9 protein-coding genes are annotated in these 12,510 nt (G+C 67.1%); 1 reads left to right on the plus strand and 8 read right to left on the minus strand.

The window, feature by feature from the left end; genetic code table 11:
* Window positions 1-143 precede the first annotated feature (143 nt).
* The 6 genes from purU to glyA form a co-directional block, all read right to left on the minus strand.
* Complete coding sequence (purU, locus tag ACIGKL_RS12240) at window positions 144-1,007, minus strand: formyltetrahydrofolate deformylase (protein WP_397486914.1); 864 nt, start codon at window positions 1,005-1,007, stop codon at window positions 144-146.
* Between the two features lie 104 nt (window positions 1,008-1,111).
* Window positions 1,112-1,741 carry a sarcosine oxidase subunit gamma gene (locus ACIGKL_RS12245; RefSeq protein WP_397486915.1) on the minus strand — a complete coding sequence of 210 codons (630 nt, stop codon included), beginning with the start codon at window positions 1,739-1,741 and terminating at the stop codon, window positions 1,112-1,114.
* Entirely contained in the window at window positions 1,734-4,751 is a 3,018-nt protein-coding gene (locus tag ACIGKL_RS12250; RefSeq protein ID WP_397486916.1) for a sarcosine oxidase subunit alpha, read from the minus strand. The genes ACIGKL_RS12245 and ACIGKL_RS12250 overlap by 8 nt, the downstream gene beginning before the upstream one ends.
* Window positions 4,748-5,074, minus strand: coding sequence for a sarcosine oxidase subunit delta (locus ACIGKL_RS12255; protein WP_397486917.1), 327 nt, complete (start codon window positions 5,072-5,074; stop codon window positions 4,748-4,750). The genes ACIGKL_RS12250 and ACIGKL_RS12255 overlap by 4 nt, the downstream gene beginning before the upstream one ends.
* Before the next feature lie 192 nt (window positions 5,075-5,266).
* Complete coding sequence (locus ACIGKL_RS12260; protein ID WP_397486918.1) at window positions 5,267-6,517, minus strand: sarcosine oxidase subunit beta family protein; 1,251 nt, start codon at window positions 6,515-6,517, stop codon at window positions 5,267-5,269.
* Window positions 6,518-6,583: 66 nt separating this feature from the next.
* The gene (glyA, locus tag ACIGKL_RS12265; protein WP_397486919.1) at window positions 6,584-7,837 is read right to left on the minus strand and encodes a serine hydroxymethyltransferase; all 1,254 of its coding nucleotides are present in this window, start codon (window positions 7,835-7,837) and stop codon (window positions 6,584-6,586) included.
* A gap of 357 nt (window positions 7,838-8,194) precedes the next feature.
* On the opposite strand from glyA, the gene ACIGKL_RS12270 reads away from it, so the two are divergent.
* Complete coding sequence (locus tag ACIGKL_RS12270; RefSeq protein WP_397486920.1) at window positions 8,195-9,202, plus strand: GlxA family transcriptional regulator; 1,008 nt, start codon at window positions 8,195-8,197, stop codon at window positions 9,200-9,202.
* A 19-nt stretch (window positions 9,203-9,221) separates the two neighbouring features.
* Here ACIGKL_RS12270 and ACIGKL_RS12275 read toward each other — a convergent pair whose 3' ends face one another.
* On the minus strand, window positions 9,222-10,679 hold the full coding sequence (locus ACIGKL_RS12275) for a sodium:solute symporter (protein ID WP_397486921.1): 1,458 nt from the start codon (window positions 10,677-10,679) through the stop codon (window positions 9,222-9,224).
* Window positions 10,680-10,875: 196 nt separating this feature from the next.
* Window positions 10,876-12,444, minus strand: a complete 1,569-nt coding sequence (locus tag ACIGKL_RS12280) for a BCCT family transporter (protein WP_397486922.1) — start codon at window positions 12,442-12,444, stop codon at window positions 10,876-10,878.
* Between the last annotated feature and the right edge of the window lie 66 nt (window positions 12,445-12,510).

The raw sequence follows: 12,510 nt of genomic DNA on the forward strand, positions 1-12,510 counted from the left end.
CACTGGAGCTTCTCGTTCGTTGCCGGGCACCGCCGGTGAAACCTGGCAGAGCGGTGACCGCATGTAGGGTGCGCCGTGCGCACCGATGTTTGTTGCATGACCGTGGTGCGCGCGGCCTAAGCGGCCCTGCGACACGCCATGGGTCAGGGGTTGAGCACCACCGTGCGGTTGGCGTTGAGGAACACGCGGCGGTCGATGTGGTAGCCGACGGCGCGGGCCAGAGTCAGGCATTCGATGTCGCGGCCCTTGGCGATCAGGTCCTCGGGGTAGTGGGCATGGTCCACCGCCTCCACGCCCTGGGCGATGATCGGCCCCTCGTCGAGGTGGTCGTTGACATAGTGGGCGGTGGCGCCGACCAGCTTGACCCCCTTCTGGTAGGCCTGGTGGTAGGGCTTGGCGCCCTTGAAACCGGGCAGCAGCGAGTGGTGGATATTGATCGCCCAGCCGTCCAGCTTGCGGCACAGCTCCGGCGACAGCACCTGCATATAGCGGGCGAGCACCACCAGCTCGGCGCCGGTGTCCTCGATCACCTGCATGACCTTGCGCTCCTGCGCCGGCTTGTCGGCCGGGTCGAGCGGGAAGTGGTGATAGGGGATGCCATGCCAGCGCGCCAGCGGCTCCAGATCCGGGTGGTTGGACACCACCGCCACCACGTCCATGGCCAGCTGGCCGATACGCTGGCGGTAGAGCAGGTCGTTCAGGCAGTGGTCGGCCTTGGACACCATCAGCACCACCTTGGCCCGATAGCCCGGCGGGGTCAGCTCGACCTGCATGGCGAACGGCGCCAGGCGCTCGGCCACGCCGGCGCGGAACGCCGCCTCGTCGAAGCCGTCCGGCTGGCGGAACTCGACGCGGATAAAGAAGCGCGAGGACAACCGGTCATCGAAGCTGTGGTGCTCGGTGACGTAGCAGCGCTGCTCGAACAGAAAGCGCGTCACCGCATCCACCGTGCCGAGCACGCTCGGGCAGTGGGCGGTAAGTATCCAGGTATCGGGGGTGCGGCTCATGTCGATCTCCTGTGCGGCGCTAGGGTCGGCGTTCTACTCCGTGGAAGGGGCTTTAGCCGCGACTGTTTTTCGCGGCTAAAGCCCCTCCCACAGGGTGTTTATCGTCAGGCTTCGACCGCCAGCCCGTACTCGGCGCTGGCATCCTGCAGCCACAGCCAGAAGTAGTCGGAGAAGCTGCGGCGGATCAGCAGTTCCCAGGTTTCCTCGGCGGTGTGGCGGATGATCAGCTGCGACTTGGCGAACACCGTGCCCACCGCCTTGCCCACCGGGAAGTTGCTCGGGTGCACGTCGTAGCTGCTGGACTTCATCAGCAACTCGCGCACCTTGGGTCCGGACAGCTCGAGCAGGGTCTGCCCGCCGCTGACGTTGACCACCGAGATGTGCTGTCCGGCCAGCGCCTCGCGCAGCTTGGCCTCGACCTCGAACTCGCTGCCGCCGGGCACGATCAGCAGCCACTCGTCCGGGCCCAGCCACTGCAGCGAGGTGTCGCCGCTGGCCACCAGGGTCAGCGCCACCGGCAGCTCCAGGCCCAGGGCCTTGTGCACGCCGCCGGCGAACTCGGCATCGTCGGCGTCGCCGCGCAGGATCAAATGCCCCAGCAGCTTCTTCTCGCGCAGGGTCACCCCGGCGCGCTTGGGACCCTTGCCGGCCAGTTCGTGCAGACCGGCATGGTGCAGCGGCGATTGCCCGGCGATATCGGTGGGGCGTTGCTGATAAACGTTGACGTTAGACATTCTGGCGATCCCCTTTCGGGTCATAGAACACGGGGCTGACGATTTCGGCTTCGATCACGCAGCCATCGGCCAGCGGCGCGAACACGCGCTCGCCCATCCGCGACAGGCCGCCCCGAACCAGGGCCATGGCGAAGGAGTAACCCATCGCGGCGCTCATATAGCTGGAGGTGACGTGGCCGACCATGGTCATCGGCACCGACTGCTTGGGGTCGAACACCAGCTGCGCGCCTTCCGGCAGCACCTTGTTCGGGTCGACCGGCTTGAGGCCGACCAGTTGCTTGCGGTTTTCCTTGAGGCAGTCCTCACGGTTCATCCCGCGCCAGCCGATCCAGGAGAAGGGCTTGGTGCGACCGACGCACCAGCCCATGCCCAGGTCGTCCGGGGTGACCGAGCCGTCGGTGTCCTGGCCGATGATGATGAAGCCCTTCTCGGCGCGCAGCACGTGCATGGTCTCGGTGCCGTAGGGGGTCAGGCCGTGCTTCTTGCCGGCGGCGATGATCTTCTCCCACACGCCGAGGGCGTAGTTGGCCTGCACGTTGACTTCGTAGGAGAGCTCGCCGGTGAAGGAGATGCGGAACACCCGCGCCGGTACGCCGCCGACCTTGCCTTCCTTCCAGCTCATAAAGGGGAAGGCGTCCTTGTCCAGGTCGATGTCGGTGACCTCGGCCAGCAGCTTGCGGCTATTGGGGCCGGACAGGGTCATGGTCGCCCAGTGGTCGGTGACCGAGGTGAAGTACACCTTCAGCTCCGGCCACTCGGTCTGGTGGTAGATCTCCAGCCACTCCATCACCCGGGCGGCACCGCCGGTGGTGGTGGTCATGACGAAATGGTTGTCGGCCAGACAGGCGGTGACGCCGTCGTCGAAGACCATGCCGTCTTCCTTGCACATCAGGCCGTAGCGGGCCTTGCCCACGTCCAGCTTGGTCCAGGCGTTGGTGTAGACGCGGTTGAGGAACTCGCGCGCATCCGGGCCCTGGATGTCGATCTTGCCCAGGGTCGAGGCATCGAGGATGCCCACCGCGTTGCGCACCGCCAGGCACTCGCGGGCCACCGCGGCGTGCATGTCCTCGCCGTTCTTGGGGAAGTACCAGGGACGCTTCCACTGGCCGACGTCCTCGAACTCGGCGCCGTTCTCCAGGTGCCACTTGTGCATGGCGGTGTAGCGCTTGGGCTCGAACAGCTCGCCGCAGTGACGGCCGGCGATGGCGCCGAAGGTCACCGGGGTGTAGTTCGGGCGGAACATGGTGGTGCCCATCTCGGCGATGCTGATGCCCATCGACTTGGCGGCGATGGCCAGGCCGTTGATGTTGCCCAGCTTGCCCTGGTCGGTGCCGAAGCCCAGCGCGGTGTAGCGCTTGACGTGCTCGACCGACTCGAAGCCCTCGCGGGTGGCCAGTTCGATGCCGGCGGCGGTGACGTCGTTCTGCTGGTCGACGAACTGCTTCGGCGCCCGCGCGGTGCCCTTGTCGTGCGGCACCTGGAACAGCGCGACGGCGGCTTCCTCGATGCGCTTCTCGGCCTTCGGCAGGCTGCCGGTCACGGCCTTGAAGCCGGCTTCGGCGGCGGCCTTGGCGCCGGCCTCGAAACCGTCGGCGAGGCTGTCGCCGAGGCCGAACACGCCGTTGACCGCACCGGCGCAATAACGCTTCTGGAAGCCTTCGCCGGGGACGAAGGCGAGGATGTCTTCACGCCAGACGGGGCGCCCGCCGAGGTGCGAGGCCAGGTGCACCACCGGGCTGTAGCCGCCGGAGCTGGCGATCAGGTCGCAGTCGAGCACTTCGCCGGGGCTGCTGACCTTGTGCTTGGCCAGGTCGATGGCGCAGATGCGCGCACCGGTGACGCGCTTGCTGCCGCGCGCTTCGACCACCGCACTGCCGGTGAGCACCCGCACGCCACGCCGGCGCGCCTCTTCGACCCAGCTGCCGCGCGGGTTGCTGCGCGCATCGGCGACGGCCACCACCTGCAGGCCGGCGTCGAGCCAGTCGAGCACCGCGCGGTAGGCGTAATCGTTGTTGGTCGACAGCACCAGCTTGCTCCCGGGCGCCACGCCGTAGCGGCGCACGTAGGTGGAGACCGCATCGGCCAGCATGTTGCCGGGCACGTCGTTGCCCGCGTACACCAGCGGCCGCTCGTGGGCGCCGGTGGCCAGCACCACGCGACCGGCACGCACGCGGTGCATGCGCTGACGCGGCTGGCCCATGGGCGCGACTTCGCCGAGGTGGTCGGTGAGGCGCTGGTGGATGGTGAGGAAGTTGTGGTCGTGATAGCCGTTGACCGTGGCGCGCGGCAGCAGGGTCACCTCCGGCATCTTTTCCAGCTCGGCGATGGCCTTGGCGGCCCATTCGGCGGCGGGCTTGCCGTCGAGCATCTCGCGGGTGGCGAGCAGGCTGCCGCCGAACTCTTCCTGTTCGTCGGCGAGGATCACCCGCGCGCCGCTGCGCCCGGCCGCCAGGGCCGCGGCCAGGCCGGCGGGGCCGGCGCCGACCACCAGCACGTCGCAGTGCTGGTTCAGGTAGTCGTAGATGTCCGGGTCGTTTTCCTTCGGCGCACGACCCAGGCCGGCGGCCTTACGGATGTACTTCTCGTAGGTCAGCCAGAGGTTCTGCGGGTACATGAAGGTCTTGTAGTAGAAGCCGGGCGGCATCATGCCGCCGCCGACCTTGCCGAGAATGCCCATCAGGTCGGTGTTGACGCTCGGCCAGCCGTTGGTGCTGGCGGCGCTCAGGCCCTGGTACAGCGCCTGCTGGGTGGCGCGCACGTTGGGGATCTGGGTGGCTTCGCTGGAGCCGATCTGCAGCACGGCATTGGGCTCCTCGCTACCGGCGGCGACGATGCCGCGCGGACGCGAGTACTTGAAGCTGCGGCCGACCACGTCGACGCCGTTGGCCAGCAGGGCGGCGGCCAGGGTATCGCCGGCGTAACCCTGGAGGGTCTGGCCGTTGAAGCTGAAAGTCAGGGGCTGGCTGCGGTCGATGCGACCGCCCTGGGCAAGACGATTGACCTGGCTCATGCCGTTACTCCTTGGTCGACGGCCTTCTTCGCGGCGAGCGTGGCCTCAGTCACGCTGGGGCGCTCGCCGATCTTGTAGGTTTCGAGGATTTCGTAGCTCACCGTGTGACGGGTGACGTTGAAGTACTGGCGGCAGCCCGCCGCGTGGATCCACAGCTCGTGGTGGATGCCGCGCGGGTTGTCGCGGAAGAACAGGTACTCGCCCCACTCCTCGTCGGTGCAGGCGTTCGGGTCCAGCGGGCGGGCGATGTGCGCCTGGCCGCCGGCGTGGAACTCTTCTTCGGAACGCAGTTCGCCACAGTGAGGGCAGAAGATATGCAACATGGTGGAGCCTCCGCTTTGCTCCCCTCTCCCGCTTGCGGGAGAGGGGCCGGGGGAGAGGGTGCTCAGCGCACCAGCACTCCCGAACTCTGTTATCGGGAATGTGAATGCCGAACCTGGCACCCTCTCCCGCCCTTCGGGCACCCTCTCCCATAAATGGGAGAAGGCCATCAGCCGTCGCGCTACGCGCGACCTTTAGTGCGCCACACCCGCCGCGCCGTGTTCGTCGATCAGCGCGCCGTTGTGGAAGCGCTCGATGGAGAACGCCTTGGCCAGCGGGTGCATCTCGCCCTTGGCCAGGCTGGCGGCGAACACGTGGCCCGAACCTGGGGTGGCCTTGAAGCCGCCGGTGCCCCAGCCGCAGTTGAAGAACAGATTCTTCACCGGCGTCTTGGCGATGATCGGGCAGGCGTCCGGGGTGGTGTCGACGATGCCGCCCCACTGGCGGTTCATGCGCACCCGCGAGAGCACCGGGAACATCTCGACGATGGCCTGCAGGGTGTGTTCGATGGTCGGGTAGGAGCCACGCTGGCCGTAGCCGTTGTAGCCGTCGATGCCGGCGCCGATGACCAGGTCGCCCTTGTCCGACTGGCTGATATAGCCGTGCACGGCGTTGGACATGATCACGGTGTCGATGATCGGCTTGATCGGCTCGGAGACCAGCGCCTGCAGCGGGTGCGATTCCAGCGGCAGGCGGAAGCCGGCGAGCTTGGCCATATGGCCGGAGTTACCGGCGGTGACCACGCCGACGCGCTTGGCGCCGATAAAGCCCTTGCTGGTCTCCACGCCGATCACCGCGCCGTTTTCCTTGCGGAAACCGATCACCTCGGTCTGCTGGATCAGGTCGACGCCCAGGGCGTCGGCGGCGCGGGCGAAGCCCCAGGCCACCGCGTCGTGACGGGCGACGCCGCCGCGACGCTGCAGCGAGGCGCCGAGGATCGGGTAACGGGTGTTCTTCGAGCAGTCCAGGTAGGGGATCATCTCCGCCACCTGCTTGGCGTCCACCACCTCGCCGTCGATGCCGTTGAGGCGGTTGGCGCTGACCCGGCGCTCGATGTCGCGCATGTCCTGCAGGGTGTGGCCGAGGTTGAACACGCCGCGCTGGGAGAACATGACGTTGTAGTTGAGGTCCTGCGACAGGCCTTCCCACAGCTTCATGGCGTGCTCGTAGAGCTGCGCCGATTCGTCCCACAGGTAGTTGGAGCGCACGATGGTGGTGTTGCGCGCGGTGTTGCCGCCGCCCAGCCAGCCCTTCTCGACCACGGCGACGTTCTTCACGCCGAACTCCTTGGCCAGGTAGTAGGCGGTGGCCAGGCCGTGGCCGCCACCGCCGACGATGATCACGTCGTACACCGGCTTGGGCGTCGGGTTGCGCCACATGCGCTGCCAATTCTCATGGTGGCTGAACGAGTGCTTGAACAGGCCGAAGCCGGAATAACGTTGCATGGGCATGCTCCAGGGTTCTACTCCCCTCTCCCGCTTGCGGGAGAGGGGCCGGGGGAGAGGGTTGGCTTAGCGATACACCGGGTAATCCGCACACAGCCCGGCCACCAGCTTGGCCACCTGCGCCTCGACGTCGGCATCGCCGAGGTGGTCGAGGATGTCGCAGATCCAGCCGGCCAGCGCCTCGCACTGGGCGACCTTGAAGCCGCGGGTGGTGACCGCCGGGGTGCCGATACGGATGCCCGAGGTGACGAACGGCGACTGCGGGTCGTTCGGCACGGCGTTCTTGTTCACCGTGATGCCGGCGCGACCGAGGGCGGCATCGGCCTCCTTGCCGGTCAGGCCCTGCTTGATCAGGCTGAGCAGGAACAGGTGGTTGTCGGTGCCGCCGGAGACCACCTCGAAGCCGCGCTCGACGAACACCCGCGCCATGGCCTGGGCGTTGTCGATCACCTGCTGCTGGTAGGCCTTGAACTCGGGCTCCATGGCTTCCTTGAAGCACACCGCCTTGGCCGCGATCACGTGCATCAGCGGGCCACCCTGGGCGCCGGGGAATACCGCGGAGTTGAGCTTCTTCTCGATCTCTTCGTTGGCCTTGGCCAGGATCAGGCCGCCACGCGGGCCGCGCAGGGTCTTGTGGGTGGTGGTGGTGACCACGTCGGCGAAGGGGATCGGATTGGGGTACAGACCGGCCGCGACCAGACCCGCCACGTGCGCCATATCGACGAACAGGTAGGCACCAACCTTGTCGGCGATGGCGCGGAAGCGCGGGAAGTCGAGGGTCTTGGAGTAGGCGGAGAAGCCGGCGACTATCATCTTCGGCTTGTGCTCGACGGCCAGGCGCTCCACCTCGTCGTAGTCGATCAGCCCGGTGGCGGGATTCAGACCATACTGCACGGCGTTGTACAGCTTGCCCGAGGACGACACCTTGGCGCCGTGGGTCAGGTGGCCGCCGTGGGCCAGGCTCATGCCGAGGATGGTGTCGCCGGCATTGAGCAGCGCCAGGTACACGGCGCTGTTGGCCGAGGAGCCGGAGTGCGGCTGGACGTTGGCGAAGTCGGCGCCGAACAGCGCCTTGGCGCGGTCGATGGCCAGCTGCTCGACCTTGTCGACGTACTCGCAGCCACCGTAGTAGCGCTTGCCCGGGTAGCCCTCGGCGTACTTGTTGGTCAGCCCGCTGCCCTGCGCTTCCATCACGCGCTGGCTGCAGTAGTTCTCCGAGGCGATCAGCTCGATATGCTCTTCCTGACGACGCTCTTCCTGGTCGATGGCGGCGAGCAATTCATCGTCGTAACCCTGGATCTGATCCTGCTTGCTGAACATCTCGATCTCCCGGCAACCCGTCAGGGCCGCATCTGTGTTGGCGAAGCGCCCGCCGCGCTGGCTCGCGGAGCCATCGGCAGGGCGTCTGTTGGGATCGATTGTGCGAAATAGCCTGGGGGGTCATTTGCCTAATTACGACGTCAAAATGCTCAAACTGACCTAGCCCGAACGGCGCGACGGGCGGTGACCACGGCGCCTGGCGGCCCGATGCCGGGAATGTCGCGCAGAGACAGGTGGCGCCCTGGGCCACGGCGCCGGGCAGCGGGGAAATGGGTGTAAGATCGGCACAGGCCCGCCTGGGTGCCGACCAGGGCTGTCTCCGCGGTCGCGCAGGCAACGACCGGACAGGAGCACCAGATGAACTACGCCGAATATCTGCAACCGCAAGCGCCTGCCTGCGACACGCTGAAGACCTTCGGCTTCCTGCTGATCCCCAACTTCACCGCCATCGGCTTCGCCTCGGCCATCGAGACCTTGCGCATGGCCGGCCTGGCCGCCAGACGGCCGCTGTACCGTACCCTGCTGATCGCCGCCGGCAACGAGCCGGTGCCGGCCAGCAACGGCATGCGCGTGCTGGCAGACACCCACTTCGAGCAGGCGCCGCCGCTGGACACCCTGTTCGTCGTCGGCGCCAACCCGATCCCGCAGAAGTACGACCGAGCGCTGCTCGCCTGGCTGCGCCGGCTGGCCGAACAGGGCGTGCCGCTGGGCGGCATCTGCACCGGCAGCCACCTGCTGGCCTGCGCCGGCCTGCTCAAGGGTTATCGCTGCACCCTGCACTGGGAAGACATCGAGCAGGTCAAGGAGCGGTTCCCGGGGATCATCATCTCCAACCAGCTGTACGAGCTGGATCGCGATCGCTACACCTGTTCCGGCGGCACCGCCGCGATGGACATGACCCTGCAGCTGGTCAGCCGCGAGCCCGGCGGCGCCGAGATCGCCAGTCGCGCCGCCGAACTGCTGCTGTGCGACCGGGTGCGCAACGCCCGCGACCAGCAGCGCATCCCGCTGCGGCAGAAGATCGGCAACGCCCAACCCAAGCTGAGCCAGATCGTGGCGATCATGGAGGCGAATCTGGAGGAGCCGCTGGAGTTGGAGGAGCTGGCGCAGCTCAACGAGGTATCGGTGCGCCAGCTGGAGCGCCTGTTCCACAAGTACCTGGGGCGCAAGCCCAGCCAGTACTACCTGGAACTGCGCCTGAACCGGGCGCGCGAGTTGCTGCTGCGCAGCGATGCCCAGGTGCGCGACGTCGCCCTGGCCTGCGGCTTCGCCTCGCCGGCGCACTTCTCCAAGTGCTACAGCCGGCAGTTCGGCCTGTCGCCGCGCGGCGAGCGCAAGCAGAGCGGGATCGCGGTGCAGGAATAATCCCCCGCACCGCGCGGGGTCAAGCCAGGCGAGCCGCGGCTCCCGCCTTGCCGCGGGTCAGCAGGCTGACCGCCACGTAGCACAGCGACGAGGCCAGGCAACCGAGCAGCGGGCCCTCCACCCAGCCGATATCGCTGCTCAACAGCAGTCCGCCGCTGGTGAAGAAGCCGACCAGCATGGCCGCCAGCGCGCCGGCGACATTGCCGCGCCAGAAGGTGGAGATGAACACCGGGCCGATCATCGCCGCCAGCAGGGTGCCGGAACCGAGGATGCCGAGCCAGGACAGCATGAACGGCGGCGCGTACATCATCATCAGCAAGCCGAGCAGCCCCAGCGCCACCACCGCGACACGGTTGACGATCAGCGCATGCGGCGAATCCGTCTCGGCATGCTTGTTCAGTGCCAGGCGCAGGTCGTGCGAGGTCGCCGAGGCCACGGTATGCAGCATGGAGTTGGCGGTGGACTTCATGGCGAAGATGATGAACAGGGTGATCAAGCCCTGCAGCGCCGGGTGCATGAAGGTCTGCAGGTACATCGGCATGGCGTTGTCGGGATCGACCAGTGGCGGGCCGAAGGCGCGCATGTACAGGCCGACGATGGGGATCAGGCTGAGCAGGCCGCCGAGAACGGCCACGTAGATGCCGACCCTGTGCATCTTCACCTTGGGCCTGAAGGCCAGAAAGCGGATGGCCATGTAGGGCAACACCGCGGCGAACAGGAAGGCGTAGGGCAGCACCAGGAACACCGAGCCCTTGCTCGCGCCGTAGGGCGCCGCGGTGACCGGGTTGAGCAGGTTCGGGTCGATGCTGTTGAGGTTGGCCTCCCACAACCCCAGGTCGACGCTGGTGAACATCTGCAGCATGATCGCCAGCGCGGCCAGGGCCATGCCGCAGACCATCAGGGTGTCGGTCCAGGCCACCGCGGCCAGGCCGCCGAGCATGGTGTAGAGGATGATCACCGAGATCATCAGCCAGGCGCTGCTGGTCATCTCGATGTTCAGCCAGGACGCGCCGAGCATGCCCACCGCCTTGATCTGGCTGACCAGAAAGACCATCAGCAGGACGATGGTCATGACCGCCGCCACCCCCTGTAGCAGGCGCCCGCCGGCGCCGCCGCCATGGATCTGGCCGATGTACTCGGGGATGGTGTTGCTGCCCATGCACAGGGCGCGCTTCTGCATGTGATTGGCGAAGAACAGCACGGCGATCATCATCGCCGGGGCGAAGAAGAAGTTGCCCAGCAGCTCGATGGCGCCGAACTCGTAGGCCACCGCCGGCGAGCCCATGAAGCCCCAGCCGCTGAAGCCGGTGGCGACTATGGTGCTGGCGCCGACGAAGGCGCCCAGGCTGCGGCCGGCGAGCAGGAAGCCGCCTTCGTCGCTGTCCCTGACCTTGCGCGAGGAGAGAAAACCTATTCCGATCATTACCGCGAAGGTGACGATCAGCAGAGCCCAGTTGAACAGTTCATAGAAGTCCATTGCGCTTACTCCGCCGGTCGGGAGGTTTCGTGGGCGGCACGGCACACATAGGTGGCCGCCGCGATCAGGAACATGAGGATGTTGAGCGCTACGAAGAGCGTGAGTACCCAGGAGCTCATTGGTGTGGCCTCTTGTTGTCGTTATGGGCGACCCGCAGGGCGGGGTGGGGCCGGCCGCAGGACGCGGCCGGCGCCTCTCAGACGGCGGGCTGAGCGATCGCCGCTTCGGCGCGCAGAGCCTTGGTCAGGCTCAGGCACATCAGCAGCATGATCAGCGAGAACGGCAGGGCGCCGGCGATGGCCGCGGTCTGCAGGGTGGCCAGCGAGGCGGTGCCGCCGGCGACCAGCAGCACGCCGGCCACCACGCCCTGCTGCGCGCCCCAGAACACCCGATGGCGCTTGGCCGGGTGGATGCCGCCATGGGACATGATGGTGGTCAGCACCAGGGTGGCGGAGTCGGCCGAGGTGATGAAGTAGGTGGCCACCAGCAGGGTGCCCAGCCACAGTGCCAGGGTGCCGAGGCCCTCGAGCGCCATGCTGTCCACGGTGGCGAAGAAGGCGCTGGCGACGTCCTGGGACACCGCGGCGGCGACCCCGCCCTGGTCGAACAACTCGTGGCTCATGGCGGTGCCGCCGAACGCTGCGATCCACACGAAGGTCATCAGCGACGGCACCAGGATCACCCCTAGGATGAACTCGCGGATGGTCCGCCCACGGGAAACCCGGGCGATGAACACGCCGACGAAGGGCGCCCAGGACAGCCACCAGCCCCAGTAGAACACCGTCCACCAGCCCTGCCAGCTGGACTTCCAGCCCTCCCAGGCGCCCGGGTCCTGGCGGCTGGCGTCCATCCAGAAGCTCATCTCGATGAAATGCGCCAGGTAGTCGCCGGTGGCGTCGACCAGCGACATGATCAGGTAGCGGCTCGGCCCCCAGATGAAGAAGAACAGGATCAGCACGAAGCTCAGCCAGATGTTCAGCTCGCTGAGCCGCTTGATCCCGCGGGTCACGCCGGAAACCGCGGACAGCACGGCGATCAGGGTGATGCCGCCAATCAGGCTGAGCTGCACCAGGATCGAGCTGTCCAGACCGAGCAGACGGTTGAGGCCAGCGTTGATCTGCTGCGCGCCGAGACCCAGCGAGGTGGCGACGCCAAAGATGGTGGCGAGGATCGCCAGGATGTCCACCGCATGGCCGAGCGGGCCGTCCATCAGGCGGCCGAACAGCGGGCGCAGGGTGGAGCGAATGGTCAGCGGCAGGTTCTTGCGGAAGGCGGCGTAGGCCAACGCCAGGGCGACGATGCAGTAGATCGACCAGGCATGCAGGCCCCAGTGGAAGAAGGTGATGCGCATGGCGCTTTCCGCCGTCGCGGCGTTCATGCTGCCGTCGCTGAAGGGGTTGCCCTGCAGATGGAACATCGGCTCGGCGATGCTCCAGAAGATCAGGCCGATGCCCTGCCCGGCAGAGAACACCATGGCGAACCAGGAGAAGTAGCCGAACTCGGGCCGCTCGTCCTGGCGTCCCAGGCGGATGCGGCCGAAGCGGCTGAAGGCCAGCCAAGCGTTGAAGAACAGGAACAACGCGGCGATCAGCACGTAGTACCAGGTGAAGTAGTAGGTGATGCCGCTGCGCACCCGGTCGAACAGCAGCGCCGCCTGTTCCTGGAACAGCAGCAGGCCGGCCACCACCGCCACGATCACCAGCAGCGAGCCGAGGGTGACCAAGGGGTTGAGGCCCTTGAGCCAGGCGCTCTCGGATATGTCCACGCCAGCCTCCTGTGGCGGCCCGGCGAAGGTTGATGAGGGTTCCGCCACGCATTGGTGCGCTTTCAT

Source organism: Pseudomonas sp. NPDC077186, from assembly GCF_044543505.1.
In the GTDB taxonomy this organism is placed as follows: Bacteria; Pseudomonadota; Gammaproteobacteria; order Pseudomonadales; family Pseudomonadaceae; genus Aquipseudomonas.

Coding starts and splice junctions, on each gene's coding strand:
- ACIGKL_RS12270 (WP_397486920.1), top strand. CDS start 8,195: ATGAACTACGCCGAATATCTGCAACCGCAAGCGCCTGCCTGCGACACG.
- ACIGKL_RS12245 (WP_397486915.1), bottom strand. CDS start 1,741: ATGTCTAACGTCAACGTTTATCAGCAACGCCCCACCGATATCGCCGGG.
- glyA (WP_397486919.1), bottom strand. CDS start 7,837: ATGTTCAGCAAGCAGGATCAGATCCAGGGTTACGACGATGAATTGCTC.
- ACIGKL_RS12260 (WP_397486918.1), bottom strand. CDS start 6,517: ATGCAACGTTATTCCGGCTTCGGCCTGTTCAAGCACTCGTTCAGCCAC.
- ACIGKL_RS12250 (WP_397486916.1), bottom strand. CDS start 4,751: ATGAGCCAGGTCAATCGTCTTGCCCAGGGCGGTCGCATCGACCGCAGC.
- ACIGKL_RS12275 (WP_397486921.1), bottom strand. CDS start 10,679: ATGGACTTCTATGAACTGTTCAACTGGGCTCTGCTGATCGTCACCTTC.
- ACIGKL_RS12255 (WP_397486917.1), bottom strand. CDS start 5,074: ATGTTGCATATCTTCTGCCCTCACTGTGGCGAACTGCGTTCCGAAGAA.
- purU (WP_397486914.1), bottom strand. CDS start 1,007: ATGAGCCGCACCCCCGATACCTGGATACTTACCGCCCACTGCCCGAGC.